This is a genomic window from Flavobacterium johnsoniae (assembly GCF_001879205.1).
Taxonomy (GTDB): Bacteria; Bacteroidota; Bacteroidia; order Flavobacteriales; family Flavobacteriaceae; genus Flavobacterium; species Flavobacterium johnsoniae_A.
Genome location: NZ_MLFK01000007.1, coordinates 226,464 through 245,505, shown reverse-complemented (window position 1 = coordinate 245,505; position 19,042 = coordinate 226,464). Strand labels below are relative to the sequence as shown.

Annotated in this window: 16 protein-coding genes; 11 read left to right on the top strand and 5 right to left on the bottom strand. The window is 33.4% G+C overall.

All coding sequences use genetic code 11. From position 1 onward, the window contains the following. Window positions 1-47 precede the first annotated feature (47 nt). The gene (locus tag BKM63_RS12630) at window positions 48-920 is read right to left on the bottom strand and encodes an AraC family transcriptional regulator (RefSeq protein WP_071636936.1); all 873 of its coding nucleotides are present in this window, start codon (window positions 918-920) and stop codon (window positions 48-50) included. Between the two features lie 450 nt (window positions 921-1,370). On the opposite strand from BKM63_RS12630, the gene BKM63_RS12625 reads away from it, so the two are divergent. From BKM63_RS12625 to BKM63_RS12610, 4 genes are all read left to right on the top strand, one after another. Further along, the gene (locus BKM63_RS12625; RefSeq protein ID WP_071636935.1) at window positions 1,371-1,772 is read left to right on the top strand and encodes a secretion protein; all 402 of its coding nucleotides are present in this window, start codon (window positions 1,371-1,373) and stop codon (window positions 1,770-1,772) included. A 641-nt stretch (window positions 1,773-2,413) separates the two neighbouring features. After that, on the top strand, window positions 2,414-2,776 hold the full coding sequence (locus tag BKM63_RS12620) for a T9SS type A sorting domain-containing protein (RefSeq protein ID WP_071636934.1): 363 nt from the start codon (window positions 2,414-2,416) through the stop codon (window positions 2,774-2,776). A gap of 430 nt (window positions 2,777-3,206) precedes the next feature. After that, window positions 3,207-3,614 carry a secretion protein gene (locus BKM63_RS12615; protein WP_071636933.1) on the top strand — a complete coding sequence of 136 codons (408 nt, stop codon included), beginning with the start codon at window positions 3,207-3,209 and terminating at the stop codon, window positions 3,612-3,614. 373 nt (window positions 3,615-3,987) lie between these two features. Continuing rightward, window positions 3,988-4,374, top strand: a complete 387-nt coding sequence (locus tag BKM63_RS12610) for a secretion protein (protein WP_071637358.1) — start codon at window positions 3,988-3,990, stop codon at window positions 4,372-4,374. Between the two features lie 463 nt (window positions 4,375-4,837). On the opposite strand, the gene BKM63_RS12600 is transcribed toward BKM63_RS12610, so the two are convergent. After that, on the bottom strand, window positions 4,838-8,278 hold the full coding sequence (locus tag BKM63_RS12600) for a methylmalonyl-CoA mutase family protein (RefSeq protein WP_071636931.1): 3,441 nt from the start codon (window positions 8,276-8,278) through the stop codon (window positions 4,838-4,840). Window positions 8,279-8,570: 292 nt separating this feature from the next. Here BKM63_RS12600 and BKM63_RS12595 point away from each other — a divergent pair, with 292 nt between their 5' ends. The 7 genes from BKM63_RS12595 (at window position 8,571) to purU (ending at window position 14,723) form a co-directional block, all read left to right on the top strand. Further along, a complete protein-coding gene (locus BKM63_RS12595; protein ID WP_071637357.1) occupies window positions 8,571-10,154 on the top strand; it encodes a L,D-transpeptidase family protein in 1,584 nt (527 codons plus the stop codon). A gap of 167 nt (window positions 10,155-10,321) precedes the next feature. Continuing rightward, window positions 10,322-10,969, top strand: coding sequence for a hypothetical protein (locus tag BKM63_RS12590; protein WP_071636930.1), 648 nt, complete (start codon window positions 10,322-10,324; stop codon window positions 10,967-10,969). 33 nt (window positions 10,970-11,002) lie between these two features. Next, window positions 11,003-11,788, top strand: a complete 786-nt coding sequence (locus BKM63_RS12585) for a hypothetical protein (RefSeq protein ID WP_071636929.1) — start codon at window positions 11,003-11,005, stop codon at window positions 11,786-11,788. 105 nt (window positions 11,789-11,893) lie between these two features. Then, window positions 11,894-12,313 carry a cytochrome c oxidase assembly factor Coa1 family protein gene (locus tag BKM63_RS12580; protein ID WP_071636928.1) on the top strand — a complete coding sequence of 140 codons (420 nt, stop codon included), beginning with the start codon at window positions 11,894-11,896 and terminating at the stop codon, window positions 12,311-12,313. A 29-nt stretch (window positions 12,314-12,342) separates the two neighbouring features. Then, entirely contained in the window at window positions 12,343-12,906 is a 564-nt protein-coding gene (locus tag BKM63_RS12575) for a hypothetical protein (RefSeq protein ID WP_071636927.1), read from the top strand. Window positions 12,907-13,051: 145 nt separating this feature from the next. Then, window positions 13,052-13,771 (top strand): DUF4197 domain-containing protein, encoded by a 720-nt coding sequence (locus BKM63_RS12570; RefSeq protein ID WP_071636926.1) that lies wholly within the window; start codon window positions 13,052-13,054, stop codon window positions 13,769-13,771. 97 nt (window positions 13,772-13,868) lie between these two features. Next, entirely contained in the window at window positions 13,869-14,723 is an 855-nt protein-coding gene (purU, locus tag BKM63_RS12565; RefSeq protein WP_071636925.1) for a formyltetrahydrofolate deformylase, read from the top strand. 265 nt (window positions 14,724-14,988) lie between these two features. On the opposite strand, the gene BKM63_RS12560 is transcribed toward purU, so the two are convergent. The 3 genes from BKM63_RS12560 to pyrF all read right to left on the bottom strand — a co-directional run bounded on the left by BKM63_RS12560 (window position 14,989) and on the right by pyrF (window position 19,026). Further along, window positions 14,989-16,482, bottom strand: a complete 1,494-nt coding sequence (locus BKM63_RS12560) for a catalase (RefSeq protein WP_071636924.1) — start codon at window positions 16,480-16,482, stop codon at window positions 14,989-14,991. 847 nt (window positions 16,483-17,329) lie between these two features. Beyond that, window positions 17,330-18,130, bottom strand: a complete 801-nt coding sequence (locus BKM63_RS12555) for an ABC transporter substrate-binding protein (protein WP_071636923.1) — start codon at window positions 18,128-18,130, stop codon at window positions 17,330-17,332. Window positions 18,131-18,207: 77 nt separating this feature from the next. Next, window positions 18,208-19,026, bottom strand: a complete 819-nt coding sequence (gene pyrF, locus BKM63_RS12550) for an orotidine-5'-phosphate decarboxylase (protein WP_071636922.1) — start codon at window positions 19,024-19,026, stop codon at window positions 18,208-18,210. Between the last annotated feature and the right edge of the window lie 16 nt (window positions 19,027-19,042).

Below are 19,042 nucleotides of genomic sequence, written 5' to 3'. Positions count from 1 at the left end.
ACTAATTCGTGGAAATTCGGGTAATTCGTGGCAAAACATAAAAACTATTAACTAATTATAATTTTATGCTCGTGACGGTATTGCGATGCGCTTTTACCTGTATACTGCTTAAATGATTTACTAAAGTGGCTGAAGTTATTAAAACCGCTTTCATAACAAACCTCATTGATACTTATTGGTTTTTCGGCCAAAAGTTTTGAAGCATGCACCAAACGATATTCGTTTACAAACTCCGTAAATGTTTTATTGGATATTTTTTTAAAATAACGACAGAACGAAGGAGTCGTCATACTTACCAAACTCGAAACTTCATCGATAGCAATAGACTGCTGAAAATTATCTTTTACATAATTAAAAACAACATTCATACGATCGTTATCCTGCGTTTGCAGTTCCATTGCAAAACCATCTGCATTCAGCATCGTGTATTCTTCAGACGAATCTAATTCATCCAAAATACTTAAAAGTGTAAGCAGACGCTCAAATGGAAGCTGATCTTCCATCATTTCGATTTTTTTTCCAATTTGTTTTTTCGTTTCACCTCCAAAAGCAATTCCGCCTTTAGACTGACTCAAAACATTTTGAATCTTTTTCATTTCCGGTACTGCGAAAAAATTATTCCCTAAAAATTCAGGTTTGATGTGAATAACAGTTTCATTTACATTTCCCGTTTGTTCGTTCGTAAAACCGCAATGCGGTAAATTAGAGCCTATCAGAATCAAACTACCATTTGTATAATAGGAAACATGGCTTCCTATTTGTCTTTTTCCTGCCCCACCATTTATATAAACCAACTCAATCTCTGGATGATAATGCCATAAATGAGCTTTGCTATTGGTCTTTTCGGCGTGTTTAGTGTAGGTAAAAGAACTTCCGTATGAGTTAGTTATCACTTCAAGAGCTGGGGCAATTGTCTTCATGATAAAACCTTTTAAAAAATAATAGCAAATTTAACAAAAATACCTAATATAATTCAAAAATTAACCTATAACGGTTTCGCAAATGAGAATTTTTCATCAAATATGCTAAAATACTAATCTTGAAAATGCTTAAAAACCTTCATTTTTTAGATGACTAATATTTTTCTTAAGGATTTTTTTAATATATCGTATTAAATCTACCATTTTTATAGACATTTAATATTTCTGTAAGAAAATTAGAAGTTTTCAAAAACATTAACAATAACAAATACTTGAAAAATAACAACTGAATTAACAAAAACACCTAAAATAATTCAAATTTTAACCTATAACGGTTTCGTAAATGAGAATATAGCACATAAATTGGAAAATAGAGTTGATATAAAAAAGACACAAGCTGAGTAATTTTACATCAGAGAATTAGAGATATAATTTTAAAAAACAAATACTATGAAAAAGATTGTAAAATTAAGTTTAGTATGTGCGGTGCTTTTATCAGGTTTAAGTACTTATGCGATTGATGGAAATGAGGACTTTAATCTTCATGTATTAAAAAACGGAAAAAATATCACTTTTGGACTTAACCAATTGCAAAAAGCAAAATTGGCTATATATGATAAAGAAGGTACTTTATTCTATTCTGAAAATGCTTCAGGAAAAGATGGAATTTTGAGAACTTTCAGCTTACAGGATTTTCCTGATGGAACTTACTTTTTAGAAGTAGAAGACAACGCTAAAAAAGTGAGATACGAAATCAACGTAAATAATGAAGTTACGACTTTATCTTCAAAAGCAATATCATCAGTTTACAAAACAACTGCTGAAAAAATTACAAGCGTAGCAGTACGCTAAAAAAGTTATACTTCTCATAAGTATAAAACTAAGGTTAGATAGTTAGTAAAGTAAAAACGTAAGTTTTAAAAACAGCTCTTTGTGGTTATTGGGCTGTTTTTTTTTGCTCCAAACTTTTTGATTGGAGATTTTAGATAATCTATGTGGTGAATTTTAGTTTCTAGCAGATTTAGCAGATAGACAGATTTATTATGCTTTTTGATTTTTTAAAAATCTCACTCTAATTAAAGCATAGCCCGTGGTTTCAACCACGAAGACAAAGATTGTAAAACCACATTATTGTATTGCGTCTCAGCGGTTTCAAGCGCTGTCTATATCTCTTTAGATGCTTTTTTAAAATATCTACATCATTAAAATCCCCGCTTCTTCTATAAACTTTTTATTCAAATATTGAAGTTACCCTTTGTCCCTCTGAACCTCTGAACCTTTGCACCTTTTCAAGAAACTCTTTTTACAAAAAAATTGAAAAATATTAACCGAATTAACGAAAAAGATAAATATAATTTAAATTTTAACCTATAACGGTTTCGTAAATGAGAATACAGCATCGAAATTGGAAAATAGAGTAAACAAAAAACACATGCAACTAAAGTAATTTTACATCAGAGAATTAGAGCTAATAATTTTTAAAAACTAATACTATGAAAAAGATTTCAAAATTAAGTTTAGCAGCTGCATTGCTTTTATCAGGATTAAGCAGTTATGCGATTGACGGGAATAACGCTTTTAACTTACACGTTTTAAAAGCTAATGGAAAACTGATAACTTTTGCTTTAAATCAGGTTCAAAAAGCAAACATTAGTATTTATGATAAAAATGGCAGTTTAATCTATTCTGAAAATGCATCTGGTAAAGATGGAATTTTAAGAACATTTAGTTTAGAAGAATTTCCGGCAGGAACCTACTTCTTAGAAATTGAAGACAATTTCAAAAAAGCAAGACACGAAATTACGATTACAAACGAAACTTCTGTTTTGTCTTCAAAAGCACTTTCGGCACTTTAATTCGCAGATTTCTGCATAAAATATAAGTGCAGCAGTGCACTAAAAAATTTATACTCGCATACAGTATAAAAATGAGGTTAGATAGTTAGTAAAGTTTAAAAACGTAAGTTTTAAAAACAGCTCTTTGTGGTTATTGAGCTGTTTTTTTTGTGCTTTACTTTTTGGTAAAGTAAGAATAACACCTGGCTTATTATTCATACTTCATCATTACGAAATTGTAAGATAAAGGTAAGTTTATCAATTCGCAAAAACGTTGAAAAATAATAACTGAATTAACAAATACGATAAATATAATTCAAATTTTAACCTATAACGGTTTCGTAAATGAGAATACAGCATCGAAATTGGAAAATAGAGCAGATATATTTTTTGTAGTCCTTAAGTACTTTTACATCAGAGAATTAAACTAATAATTTAAAAACTAAGAACTATGAAAAAGATTTTAAAATTGAGTTTAGTATGTGCAGTACTATTCACCGGAATGAGTACATATGCAATTGATGGTAATGAAGATTTTAATCTTCATGTAATAAAAGCAAACGGAAAGCTTATAACATTTGCTCTTAACAGAGTTCAAAAAGCAAACCTGGCCATTTACGATAAAGACGGATCTCTAATTTATTCTGAAACTGCTTCAGGTAAAGATGGAATATTAAGAACTTTCAGCTTGGAAGAATTTCCGGAAGGAACTTACTTTTTAGAAGCCGAAGACAATGTAAAAAAAGTGAGACATGAAATTACAATTACTGATGATACAACTGTATTATCTTCAAAAGCAGTTTCATCAGTTTATAAAGCAGGGTATTCTGCTAAAAATACAAGCGTAGCAGTGCGCTAAAAAAGTTATACTTCTCATAAGTATAAAATAAGGTTAGATAGTTAGTAAAGTTAAAACTGTGATTGTTTTAAAAACAGCTCTTTGTGGTTATTGGGCTGTTTTTTTTTGCTCTAAACTCAACTAAAATTTCTTCTTTTATTTTTTTTGAAAAATTATTCTTAATAAATCCAGATAGCTGATTTATACCCCATTAAAAAATATTAAAAAAAATAAATCCGCAAGCCCCGTATTTACGTACATAGCGTAGACAAAACACCGAAATAGTTTTAATTCAGCATTTTATCTATCAAAAAAGGTGATTTTTTTGCAGAAAATTAAATTTCTATTTGTAGTTTTGGCCGTTCCACATTTAGTAATAAACATTAAAAAAAACATGACAAAATTTACCAAAACCGGGTTAGTTGCGGCCTTTTTTTTAGCAACATTATTCACTTACGCCATTGACGGAAAAGGAGATTACATTTTAAACATTCAAACCGGAAACGGAAAAGTAGTTAGCTTTACTTTAGACACCGTTGAAAAATCATCTTTTTCTATCTACGACGAAAATCACAATTTACTTTATGCGGGAGAATCTGCAGCAAACAAATTGGAGGTTTCAAAAACAATAAGCCTGGAAGGTTTTCCGGCCGGCACTTATGTTCTTGAAGTAAAAGCAAACGACAAAGTTGCTAAACACGAAATTAAAGTTGCTGCTAAAAAAATGAAGACTGTAAAGTTAGACCAGTCAGTTAATGAAAGTCCATCTTTCCGTCGTTAATTTTTTGCCCCAAGAAAAATTAGAAAAGCAGCTTCTTTATACAGAAGCTGCTTTTTTTTATGCATAACGTTTATTTCAATTATACATTTCTTTTGGACGGATCAATACATTTCTTTGTCTTGAACGTAAAATCCATCCATACATTTCTTCGTCATGGACGGATTAAAATCCTTCCCTACAATATGTTTCGTTCCTTCGGAACTTTTATAAAACTTCTTGAAAAATAACCGCAATCTTGTCATTTCGACGAAGAAGAAATCTTCACAAGTAACTCCGCAACAGAGTGTGCTCAGCATGCGGAGATTTCTCCTTCGTCGAAATGACAAAGTGCATGAAATTTTATCAACATGTAACATTACACAAAATTATTTTTCTTCTTTTGGCTTAAAAAGATATAATGCCAAACAAAAAAAACCTCCCAAATTCTTGAGAGGTTTTTTCATATCATTAAAAATCAAAAATTCTACATATTCCTTCTATACTGCCCACCCACTTCAAACAATGCCGCAGTAATCTGACCCAGCGAACAAACTTTTGTAGCTTCCATTAAATGGTCGAATAAATTTTCGTTTTTAATTGCTGCTTGCTGCAGGTTATTTAAATGCTCGTTTACTTTTGCTTCGTGGAATTGATGCAAATTATCCAGCATGGTAATCTGGTATTGTTTTTCTTCTTCTGTAGCACGAATTACTTCTGCCGGAATAACCGTTGGAGAACCTTTTGAACTCAGGAACGTATTTACACCCACAATTGGGAAATCGCCGTTGTGTTTCAGGGTTTCGTAATACAAACTTTCTTCCTGAATTTTAGATCTTTGGTACATGGTTTCCATTGCTCCCAAAACTCCTCCTCTTTCAGTAATTCTGTCGAATTCCTGAAGAACTGCGGCCTCAACTAAATCGGTTAATTCTTCGATAATGAATGAACCTTGAATTGGGTTTTCGTTTTTGGCTAAACCTAATTCTTTATTAATAATCAGCTGAATCGCCATGGCACGACGTACAGATTCTTCTGTTGGCGTTGTAATCGCTTCATCGTAGGCATTAGTATGTAACGAATTACAGTTATCGTAAATAGCGTACAAAGCCTGTAAAGTCGTTCTGATATCGTTAAAATCAATTTCCTGAGCGTGTAACGAACGTCCTGAAGTTTGAATATGATATTTCAACATCTGCGCTCTTTCGTTGGCTCCGTATTTGTTTTTCATGGCTTTCGCCCAAATTTTACGTGCCACACGACCAATTACAGAATATTCCGGATCTACTCCGTTGGAGAAGAAGAATGATAAATTTGGTCCAAAATCGTTGATGTTCATGCCTCGGCTCAAATAATATTCCACGTAAGTGAAACCATTAGAAAGCGTAAATGCCAATTGCGTAATTGGGTTGGCTCCCGCCTCGGCAATATGATATCCTGAAATCGAAACCGAATAGAAATTACGAACGTTTTTGGTAATGAAATATTCCTGAACGTCACCCATTAATCGAAGTGCAAATTCGGTTGAGAAAATACAAGTATTCTGCGCCTGGTCTTCTTTTAAAATATCAGCCTGAACCGTTCCACGAACTTGTGATAAAGTTTTGGCTTTTATTTCGTTATAAACTTCCAAAGGTAAAACCTGATCTCCTGTAACGCCCAAAAGCATTAATCCTAAACCATTGTTTCCTGCAGGTAAATCGCCTTGGTATCTTGGTCTTTCGATTCCTTTATCTTTATATATTTTGTTGATTTTTGCTTCAACTTCTTTCTCTAATTCGTTCTCCTTAATATAATACTCGCATTGCTGATCGATTGCCGCATTCATAAAAAAGCCAAGCAGCATAGGCGCCGGCCCATTTATCGTCATACTTACCGAAGTTAAAGCATGAACCAAATCAAAACCGGAATATAGTTTTTTGGCATCGTCTAAACAGCAGATCGAAACTCCGGCATTCCCAATTTTCCCGTAAATATCCGGACGCAAATCTGGATCATTTCCGTATAAAGTTACACTGTCAAAAGCGGTGGAAAGTCGTTTTGCCGGTAAGCCTGCACTTACATAATGAAAACGTTTGTTGGTACGCTCTGGTCCGCCCTCGCCCGCAAACATTCTTGACGGATCTTCACCTTCACGCTTAAACGGATACAATCCTGAAGCAAAAGGAAATTCACCCGGAACATTTTCCTGTAAATTCCAACGCAGTATATCGCCCCAGCCTTCGTATTTAGGCAAAGCAATTTTCGGGATTTGTAAATGCGATAAGCTTTCAGAATGCGTTGCAATCTTAATTTCCTTATCACGAACTTTAAAGGAGTAAACCGGATTTTTATATTTGACTACTTTATCAGCCCAATTCAGAATAATTTCCCAATTGTACGGATCTAAGTCCATTTTTACTTTATCAAACTGATTGAGTAAAAGATTTAAAAAGATCCTGTTTTCGTCATGTTCCTGAAAACCACCAGTTAATACAGAAGCATCATCAATTCCTGCTTTATTAATTTGAGGAACTTTCCCTGAAACTGATTCTATGGTTTTGAAAATTCCGTATAATTTCTGTGCTACTTTTTGCTGCGAAAGCGCTATTTCGTCATAACTGCGGTTATTTTCTGCAATTTCAGATAAATAACGGGTTCTGTGAGGCGGAATCACGAAGATTTTCTCACTCATTTCTTTCGTAATCTCAAAAGTCGATTTCAGGTCTGAATCGGTTTTTTCGACTACTTTATCCATAATCGCTTTGTAAAGCGTGTTCATACCCGGATCATTAAACTGAGAAGCAATCGTTCCGAAAACTGGCATTTCATCAGGATTTTTATCCCAAAGATTATGATTGCGCTGGTATTGTTTTTTTACATCGCGCAAAGCATCAAGAGCACCTCTTTTATCAAATTTATTTAAAGCTACTAAATCGGCAAAATCAAGCATGTCGATTTTTTCCAATTGTGTTGCAGCTCCAAATTCTGGTGTCATTACATATAAGGATACATCAGAATGGTCCATAATCTCGGTATCAGACTGTCCAATTCCTGAAGTTTCCAAAATAATCAAATCATATTTCGCCGCTTTTAAAACCTGAATCGCTTCGGCTACATATTTAGACAAAGCCAAATTCGACTGACGTGTTGCCAGCGAACGCATATACACACGTGGATTATTAATCGCATTCATACGGATTCTGTCTCCTAAAAGTGCTCCTCCGGTTTTTCTTTTCGAAGGATCGACAGAAATTAACCCGATTGTTTTCTCTGGAAAATCAATTAAAAAACGACGAACCAGTTCATCTACCAACGAAGATTTTCCGGCACCGCCTGTTCCTGTAATTCCTAAAACCGGAATTTTAGAATCGGTATTACTTTCATGAATTTTATCAAAAACCGGTTTTGCTATTTCAGGAAAATTCTCAGCTGCCGAAATTAAACGGGCAATTGCTGTTGGAACTTTATTCTCTATATGATCTACTTCTCCATTTAATTTGTCTCCAATAGGAAAATCTGACTGCTGTACCAAATCATTAATCATTCCCTGTAAGCCTAAAGAACGGCCATCGTCCGGAGCATAAATTCTTGTAATACCATATTCATGTAATTCTGAAATTTCGCTTGGCAGAATTACACCGCCTCCGCCTCCAAAAATTTTAATGTGCCCTGCTCCTTTTTCATGAAGCAGATCATACATATATTTAAAGTATTCATTGTGTCCGCCCTGGTAAGAAGTCATTGCAATAGCATTGGCATCTTCCTGAATAGCGGTATTAACCACTTCTTCTACACTTCGGTCATGACCAAGGTGAATTACCTCAACTCCCGTTGATTGTATAATACGACGCATTATATTAATTGCAGCATCATGGCCGTCAAAAAGCGAAGCAGCTGTGACAATTCTTACTTTATTTTTAGGAATATATGGTATTTGTTGTTCCATTTTATGAATATGATAATTTTATGGAGGCAATTTACAAAATATTTTAATATTTGTTTATGCATAAAGCTTTATGTTTTTAAAAAATATATCGATTTCGTACTTCTATGGGTAACAATTTCACTAACTATTTGATTTATACTATATAAACCTACAACATGGCAATTTTGCAAAATCTAAATTTAATAAAGCAACTCATTCTCAGGATCCTAAAGTAATTTAGCAGTGTAGAAAAGGCCCCAAATTTTTACCAAAACTTTCGAATCTAAGTAGTAACGTAAAAATTAAAATGAAAATGAAAACATTATATCCACTAAGCTTAATTTTAGCTCTTAGCTTTAGTATTTTATCTTTTAGTAAGTATGAAAATATTGAATCTAGAGAGCACACAACTCCAGCCGCGCTGAACTTTTACAATAATTCAGATAATGATGATGTAAAAAACAGTGTTTCAAATGATTTCTTCAAAAAATATACTGATTTAAAAAAGTATAAATCTGATGTAATGTCATTATACAAAAACAGATCTCTTGGATCTATCTGGTTTGACGAAGATGATATCAATGAATTTGGAACTGTTTTGTATGAAAAAGCAAAAAAAACAAATGATTTGGTTATTCCTTATCAAAAAGAAATAGATCAGCTTTTTGATTCTTCATCAAAAACCAATCTTTCCAAAACAGATGCCGATATGCTTTTAAGTTCTTTATATATAGTATATGCTAAAAAAAGCAATTCAGAGTCTAATAAAAAAGTGTCTTATGATGCTATGCTTAAAGATTTCTTAAACTATAGTACAATTGAAGAAGCTACAGCTGCAGCTTCTTCAACAGAGAACATTAAAGTAGAATACGATCAGTATTATAAATTACAAGATGTTCTAAAAAAATATAAAAAATTAGAACGCTCAAATAAATGGAAACCTATTGTTCCGGAAGAAATGCCTTATAAAGAATTACGCCCGGATGCTGTTTCAAGCACTATTTCGCAAGTCAGAACTCGTTTATATTTATTGGGAGATTTAAAAAATGATTCTAAAAGCAACGTTTATGACCGTGAATTGATGGATGCTGTAATGAAATATAAAGTTCGTAATGGTTTTAAACCAAACTATATTCTGGCAGAAGAACATATTAAAGAAATGAATATTCCGGTTTCGGATAAAGTGGAAACACTAAAACTTAACATGGAAAGATGCCGTGCTATTTCGGCTCAAATTGCCAATAGCGATGAGTATGTTTTAGTAAATGTTCCTTCCTATGAATTAATTTATGTTAAAAACGGAAAAATACAATTAACATCAAGTGTATTTGTGGGAGCTCCGTTAACCAAAACAACCATCTTTAACAGTGAAATTGACAGAATCGTTTTCAGCCCTTACTGGACAGTACCACAAAGTATTGTAAACAATGAATTAAAATCTAAAATCGCTGCAGATCCAAATTATCTGGCAGAAAAGAATATGGAAATCGTAAATGGCCAGGTAAGACAAAAACCGGGCCCTGGAAATTCATTAGGTTTGGTTAAATTCATGTTTCCAAATCCGGATGATATCTATATGCACGATACACCGTCTAAAACTTTATTCGATTTTGAAAAAAGAACATTCAGCCATGGTTGTATAAATGTAAAAATGGCAAAAGAATTAGCAGCAGCAATGCTGAAAGATTATCCTGAATGGACTCAGGAAAAAATTGATAAAGCTATGGCCGGTAAAACAGAAAACAGTTTTAAACTTTCTAAAAAAATACCAATTTACATTACCTACTTTACCTCATTGGTAAATGAAAACGGAGAAGTTGGTTTCTTTCAGGATGTTTACGAAAAAGATACTGAATTAAATAACGTGCTTTCAACACAAGCTGTGTCTTCAAACTAATTTTAGAAAAATTTTAAATAGTATAATCGAGAATCCTTTAAACCGGATTCTCGATTTTTTTTGAGTAAGAAACAACCTTATATTATAAGTTTTTAAACTTATAATGGTATTTCTCCTTTCATTTTTTTTAGATCTTTGCCGCTACTTTGCAATCCTATTCTAAAACTATGAAAACCACTACTATCAAATTATTTTTGCTTTGCCTTTTTTTAGGCATAACATCATGTTCCTCTAATGATTCTAACGAAGATGAAAATGTTAATCCGGAAAAAAACTCCTATGATTACTATGTGAACACTACCATGCAAAAAGCAATTGATGATCTTGGTATCACCATTCATAAAGGTTTAACACCTCCTAATGTAGAAGGTGTTTATACAATTGATCCTCTTCGTTGTACCATGTCTAATTTTAATGATGGTTACTTAGGTGTTAGTCTTGGTGCATCATTGCTCACGCTATCCAACCAAAACACAGCAAAACTATGTGTTGATTTTAAAAACTTTACTATCTATTCTTATGATACCAAAACAGAAACATGGGAAGGAAAAGGCTCTTTTATCTCTGGAGAAGCAAATAAGTTTTCTGTTCTTTTGCATAGTGAGGGAGAATTAAAGAATAACAATTTAATTTCAAAATATCAAAACCTGATTATTTTATCCGGAGAACTGGATAAAGTAAATAACGAAATTAAAGGAATTAAAAATGTACAACTGGCTTCTATCATGTCTGATGATTATGGAGATCCTAATAAGACTTTAATAGAAATAGGACAAGGTCGCCTTTTTACTAATAGTTATGCTTCTATACGATAATTTTATAAAAGAACTTTTCGTAAAAACAAAATCATGACAAAAATAATTGCCCGAAAAAAAGAGAAATCCTGCCCTGGACATATTAGTGGTTTTTTGGTAAGAAATAAAGAAGATTATGACTTTAAGAATCGATATAGTAAGAAAACAAAAAATATTGATGCCAGCATAGATAACGAATGGCACAAAAACTTGTCGGAAGAATTACTTTACATTACATGGGGATCAGGAAAATTCAAAAACGATATTTTTCAGATAGGGACAGGAAATAATCTTTACTTAATTACTCAAAAGTTCATGAATGTCATGAACAAGTTTAATGTTCTGGAGGAAAATTGGATATGCATTAAGACACGAGTAATGTATGAAAACAGTAAAACATTTGAAGATGAGCAATATTATGTTATTCAAAAAAAGAATGAAGACCGCTATTTAATAGAGCAGGTTATAGATATGAAAAAATCAAGTCTAAAAAAAATAGACCTTGACAAATTCGACCTCGATTATCTTAACCAGATTTATGAAGGTGATGAAGAATATGAAGAAGGCGATGATATTTATGGAGACTATGGAGAGAAAAAGGCATTGGTCCTACATTTTAATCAGGAAATTAAGAGTCATTTATTTATGCTTGCTTATGAAAATTATCCACTCAAATCAAATATATACCGATATTTATATTGCTCGGATGATTTTGCAACCGAATTAGAAAAGCAACAACCAAAAGGATGTGAAATTATAGATATAAAAGACATAGCCAAAATAGATCCCATTGATCTGGAACCTTATGTAGAACATGATAATTATTTAACACAGCTATAACATTACACACAAAAACAATTAAAAAAGATTGAAAATAGATACTTAATTTAAAATCAATTTATTTTAAAAAATCCTATCTTTCAGTATCAAAATAAATCTATTTATATGGAAGACGACAACGCTGAAGTTAGGAAAAATTGGTGGGACCGAAACTGGAAATGGTTTGTTCCAACCGGGTGTTTGAGCCTTATTGTCTTTTTTGGACTTTTTATTGGAGGCATATTTTTTAGCGTTACTACTATAATGAAAGATTCTGATGCCTACAAAGAATCAATAGCAGCGGTTCAAAACAATAAATTACTAGTCGAAAAATTGGGAAGCCCAATTGAAACTGACGGAATGGTTTCAGGAAGTATCAACACAACTAATAATAGTGGCGAATGCGATTTACAAATTCCGCTGAAAGGCCCTAAAGGAAAAGGAACTTTATTTGTTAAAGCCGTCAAAAGAGGAAAATGGAAGTACGATCAAATGTCGGTTTATATTGAAAAAACTGATGAAGAAATAGATTTACTTCAGAAATAAAAGTCTATTTACACAATCAAAAAAATTAAATGAAATCTTTTTTCTTTTTATTCACAGCACTTTTTCTGTGTGCCGCTTCATTTGCACAATCTGCCGGCAATTATCAAGTTTATATTGATAGAATTAAACAATTCTCAAAACCTGCAAGAGTAGTACATAATACAATTAATGCCAACGGAAATGGTTCGATTGAATTTACAAATGCAAAAAACCAGATACTTCGTTTTAGACTATCCAATAATAAACTACAGAAAGCCTCCTGCAGTATTGCTTTTGAAATATTTTATTATGAAAATAAATATTTGAGAAGAATTGAATCCTTTGACAGTAATGGAAATTTACTTGGATGCAATCTAAAACTCCAGGGAGAAGCAGCTATGGAATTTAGTATTGAAAAACCAGACTTGTACCTGAAAAAAAAGAAATTAATCGACGCCGCCGAAGGAAACATTAATATGGAAGATGACTCCAAAGAGAAAATCATACGTGTTCAATTGTTTGATGCTCATAATATGCCCATAATACAACTGCAGCCCACTTACATTTCGAGCAAAACCTATTATGAATACAATCTCCGAATGTCCTGGCCGTAATATTTAAGGCTCTGAGAAACTAAGTTTCTAAGACACTAATTTTCTTCATGTTAAGTTTACAACAAAATGTTACTTCCATTTAAATAAAATTGTGGCTTTATTTTTGAATATGTAGTATTTTTGAAACTTAATAAAACCCCATAAAATGAAAAAGATTTTTTTATTAGCCATTACCTTTTCTCTTACTTCTTGTGCACAAGTACAACAAACTCTAAACCAATTACCTCAAATATCATCTCAGCTGCCTGGAGTTGGCGGTGTAGATATTGCTTCCGGATTAAAAGAAGCTCTTAATAAAGGAATTACGCAACAAGTGAGTAAATTAACCGCAGTTGATGGTTTTTATAAAAATGAAGCTGTAAAAATTTTAATGCCCGCAGAATTACAAAAGGTAGACGCTACTTTGCGTAAGGTGGGTTTAAGTTCACTTGCAGATGAAGGAATCAAAATGCTGAACCGTGCGGCTGAAGATGCAGTGAAAGAAGCAACTCCAATATTTGTATCAGCAGTAAAAAATATGTCTTTTACAGATGCTAAAAATATTTTATTAGGAAACGACAGCGCTGCCACAAGTTATTTGCAAGGGAGCACTACAACGGCCTTATACGGAAAATTTAATCCGGTGATCAAAAGTTCTTTTGAAAAAGTAGGCGCCGATGTCGTTTGGACAAAAATCATCAACAAATACAACACCATTCCATTAGTTAAAAAAGTAAATCCAGATTTAACTGATTATACAACAACTCAGGCTTTATCCGGTGTTTTTAAAATGATTGCTGTAGAAGAAAAAGAAATCCGTAACAATATAAGCGCCAGAACAACACCTTTATTAAAAAGTGTTTTTGCAATGCAGGACGGAAAATAGCTTTTTTGAAGTTTCAAAGGCTCAGAGAGACAAAGGTTCAAAGTGACTTTGTAATTCTGAACCCCTGTTGCTTTGCCACTAACCAAAATAAACCAAAATGCAAAAAATAACCATTCTTATTCACTGTAAAGACCAAAAAGGTATTATTGCTGCAGTAACTGCATTTATTGCAAAAGTAGAAGGAAACATTACCTACATTGATCAGCATGTTGATGTGGAGCAAAATGTATTTTTTATGCGATTGGAATGTGAATTTACCAATCCTAAAATTACAATTGAAAGCTTAAAAGAAGAATTTGATAAAACACTTGCTGCCGATTTTAATATGTCATGGGATTTGTACAATCAGGAACAAAAACCAAAAATGGCCTTATTCGTTTCAAAATACGATCACTGTTTGTTTGATATTTTAGGAAGATACAGTGCCGGGGAATTAAATGTTGAAATTCCGGTCATTATAAGCAATCACAATGATTTAAGATCAATTGCGGAACGTTTTGATATTCCGTTTCATTGTGTGCCTTTTACAAAAGATAACAAGGAAGAGGGAGAGGCCAAACAAATTGAATTATTAAAAAGATACCAAATCAATTTTATAGTTCTGGCGCGCTACATGCAGATTATTACGCCAAATTTAATAAAGCTTTACGAAAATAAAATTATCAATATCCACCATTCATTTTTACCCGCTTTTCCGGGCGCAAAACCTTATCATTCAGCTTTTAAACGCGGGGTGAAAATTATTGGCGCAACGAGTCATTATGTTACAGAGGAATTAGACGAAGGACCAATTATCGAACAGGATATCGCCAGAGTCTCACATATTCACTCAGTTGAAGATTTTATCATGAAGGGAAGAGATCTGGAAAGAATCGTTCTGGCACGAGCTATAAAATTACATGCCGAACGCAAAACAATGGTTTACAGCAATAAAACAGTTGTTTTTTCTTAATTACTAAGATTTTGAGAGACTAAGGCACTACGTTTTTGACCGCGAATTAAACCGATTAAACTGATATTCGCTGGTTTGTTTTTAATTTGAAAGCTTTTTTTAATCTGAAAACTTATAAAACGATTGTCTTAGCTCAGAATAACACCTATAAAAACAGCAAACCCGACAGGCTTTTAAAAACCTGTCGGGTTTAATTTTATAAAGACTTGAGCTTTGTCACTTTTGAACCTTAGTCCCCAGGCAACTTAGAAACTCAGAACCTCAATTAACGAACAACAATCGCCAACCTTGGATCATCAAAAGTATTTACTTCATCCATTGTTAAGCCAAGAGCATTTGCAACTCCTTCTCCGTAAGCAGGATCGGCTTTATAACAGTTTCTGATGTGACGAATCTGAATAAATTTTTGAGCACCTCCTACTTGTGCTGCTGTATTTTTAAACAATAATTGTTTTTTCTCCGGAGTTAGTAAACGGAATAATAAACCAGGCTGTGTAAAATAATCGTTGTCATCTTCTCTAAAATTATGCGCCCAGGCATCACCATGAAGTTTCAATGGCGGTTCTTTAAATTCAGGCTGTTCCTGTAATTCTCCAAAGCTATTTGGTTCGTAATGTTTTTTAGAACCGTTATTTCCGTCTACACGCATCGCTCCGTCTCTATGGAAAGTATTGTAAGGACATCTTGACGAGTTCACCGGAATTTGGAAATTGTTAACTCCTAAACGGTATCTATGTGCATCTCCATAAGAAAACAAACGGGCTTGCAGCATTTTATCTGGTGAAAAACTAATTCCGGGAACAACATGCGCCGGATTAAAAGCAGCTTGTTCAACTTCGGCAAAATAGTTTTCAGGGTTTTTGTTTAATTCAAATTCTCCAACAGGAATTAATGGAAAATCACTTTTTAACCAAACTTTAGTCAAATCAAAAGGATGGAAACGATATGTTTCAGCTTGTTCTTCAGACATGATCTGAACGAATAATTTCCATTTCGGGAAATTCCCTTCTTCAATAGCATCAAATAAATCTCTTTGATGGCTTTCTCTGTCCCCTCCTACTAATTGAGCCGCTTCTTCATCAGAAAGGTTATCAATTCCCTGCTGGGTTACAAAGTGAAATTTCACATAATGTCTTTCGTTTTGATGATTGATGAAACTAAAAGTATGGCTTCCAAATCCGTGCATTTGTCTGTATGATCTCGGAATTCCTCTGTCGCTCATTACAATAGTAACCTGATGCAAAGCTTCGGGTAATAAGGTCCAAAAATCCCAATTGTTATCAGCACTTCTTAAGTTGGTTTTTGGATCACGTTTTACAGCATGATTTAAATCAGGAAACTTCATTGGATCTCTAAAAAAGAATACAGGCGTATTATTTCCTACCAAATCCCAATTTCCTTCATTAGTATAGAATTTCAAAGCAAAACCTCGAATATCTCTTTCGGCATCAGCTGCACCTCTTTCTCCTGCAACAGTAGAAAAACGTGCAAACATCTCAGTCTTTTTACCAATTTCCGAAAACAAATCGGCTCTCGTATATTTTGTAATATCGTGCGTTACGGTAAAAGTTCCGTAAGCTCCAGATCCTTTAGCGTGCATTCTTCGTTCCGGAATTACCTCACGATCAAAATGAGCCATTTTTTCTAAAAACCAAAAATCTTGTAATAAAACCGGTCCGCGTGGGCCTGCAGTTTGAATGTTTTGGTTATCTGGAACGGGAGTTCCCGTTGCAGTTGTTAATTTTTTGCTTGAATCCATATTGCTGATTTTTAATGTTTTATCAAATATACAAACTTATTCGCAGCATATTCATAAACAAAATTGATTGTTATTATATTTTGATAGCCAAAAATTATTTAACGCTGCTGAAAGCTTAAAAACAGGTTTAGACAAATCTTAACTTATGGTCAACAAAGTAATAACAAAACCTTAACAGCAAAAGATTGATATATGTCGGACATTTGTAGTGTAATAAACTGGTTATTTATTATTTTGGTTTTGGTTAGTTAAATGATGCCGGCGTCTTCGAGATGCCGGCATTCTTTTTTTATACTAACTTGGTTTGTTTTGTTTCAAGTTTCAGGTTTCGAGTTTCAAGTTTCAGGTTTCGAGTTTCAAGTTGATTTACTTTGAACATAAATTAACCGCTGAGCTTTTTGCCACGAATTACGCTCATTTCAATCATTCAATTCTTTTAATTCGGGTCAAAAACAGACATTGCAGGTGGGAAAGTTTTGATATTAACTTATGTCCAACAAAGTAATAACAAGATCTTAACACCATAAGATTGATATATGTCGGATCTTTGTAGTGTAATAAACTGGTTATTTATTATTTTGGTTTTGGTTAGTTAAATAAATGCCGGCGTCTTCGAGATGCCGGCATTCTTTTTTTATATTAATTTGGTTTGTTTTTTTTAGGTTTCACGTTGATTGCTGAATTTAATTAACCGCGAAGAGCGCAAGGTTCTTATTTGCAGCGCTTTATACAAAACACAAAGTTCGCAAAGCGTGTATTAAAAAACTTTGCGAACTTTGCGTAAACCTTTGCGCTCTTTGCGGTTAAACATAAGCGCTCCTACAACTTGAAATCTGAAACAAAAAAATTAATTTTTAAGGCGTTCATGCAGTAATTTAAAATAAGGGAAAGCCTTTAATAATCTACTCCCGTGCCAGGAGAACATTTCACCATCAACAAAGATAGTTTTGGCATGATGTGTAAAGCGCCCAATCTCAAAAGCGTCTTCTTCTTTAAAAGGATATGGTTCTGAAGAAAGAAAAACGATATCCGGATCGCCTTCTAAACGCATTTTTTTAAGTTCGACTTCAGGATATCTCCCTTTGTCTTCGTACATATTCGAGAAATGATTAAGCTTTAATAACTCATTAATATAAGTATCTTTTCCGGCGACCATATAAGGATTTTTCCAAATAAAATAAGCTGCTTTTTGTACCCGAATATCCTGAATGTATTTTTTGAAATCGTTCAAGGCAAAAGTCAATTTATCATTCCACTTTTGCGATTCGGTTCTGCAATTAAATAATTGACCAAAATCTGAAATCATCTGAAAATTATCTTCAACAGAAACAATATTGGTAACCCACACCGGGCAGATTTCCTGCAGCTGTTTTACAATTTCTTCTGTGTTTTCCTCCTTATTGCAAATAATAATATCCGGCTCGAGAAGTTTAATTTTTTCAAAATGGATTTTTTTTGTACCGCCTACAATCTTTTTGGTAGATTTTAAATGATACGGATGCACACAAAACTTTGTAATCCCAATAATTTTATCTTCTAAACCTAAATCATAAAGCAATTCGGTTTGAGACGGAACCAGCGAAATAATTCGTTTTGGAGCTGTTTCAAAAGAATGAATTGTACCTATTTGATCTTTTAGCTGTTTCATTTTTGTTAGTTTTCAGTCGCAGTCTTCAGTCACAGTCTTATGCAGTTGGCCGAAAACTGTGAGCGAGACTGAAAACTTTATTTATTAGCAATAATCTCCTTCATTTCCTGCTGCACTTTTAATGCTTCTTCTCTTGCTTTTGCAGCAAAGTCAGTTCCTTTTGAAGCGTAGATAATAGCCCTTGCCGAGTTTACCAATAATCCCACTTTATCGTTCATTCCGTATTTGCATACTTCAGATAAACTGCCGCCCTGTGCGCCAATTCCCGGAACTAATAAAAAACTGTCCGGAACAATTTTTCTGATATCAGCAAAATATTCTGCTTTTGTTGCGCCTACAACATACATCAGGTTATGGCTGTTTTTCCAGGTTTTAGAGGTTTCTAAAACTTTTTTGTATAATTCTGTTCCGTTAGTATTTAGGGTCTGAAAATCGAATGCGCCTTCATTTGAAGTCAAAGCCAGCATAATTGTATGTTTGTCTTCAAAAGCCAGAAAAGGCTCAACAGAATCTTTTCCCATATATGGTGCAACGGTTACACTATCAAAATTTAAATCTTCGAAAAAAGCTTTTGCATACATGCTAGAAGTATTTCCAATATCGCCGCGTTTAGCATCGGCAATGGTAAAAATATCAGGGTAATTTTCGTTGATGTAATTGATTGTTTTTTGCAGTGACATCCATCCTTTTATTCCGTAAGCTTCAAAGAAAGCCGTATTTGGCTTATAACCTACGGTTAAATCGTGAGTAGCATCGATTATGGCTTTATTAAATTCGAAAATAGGATCTTCGGTTTCTAATAAATGTACCGGAATTTTAGTAAGATCCGGATCTAAGCCAACGCATAAAAATGATTTTTTTTGAAGAATTTGTTCGTGTAGTTGTTGTGTTGTCATATTGTTTTTTTAGGAC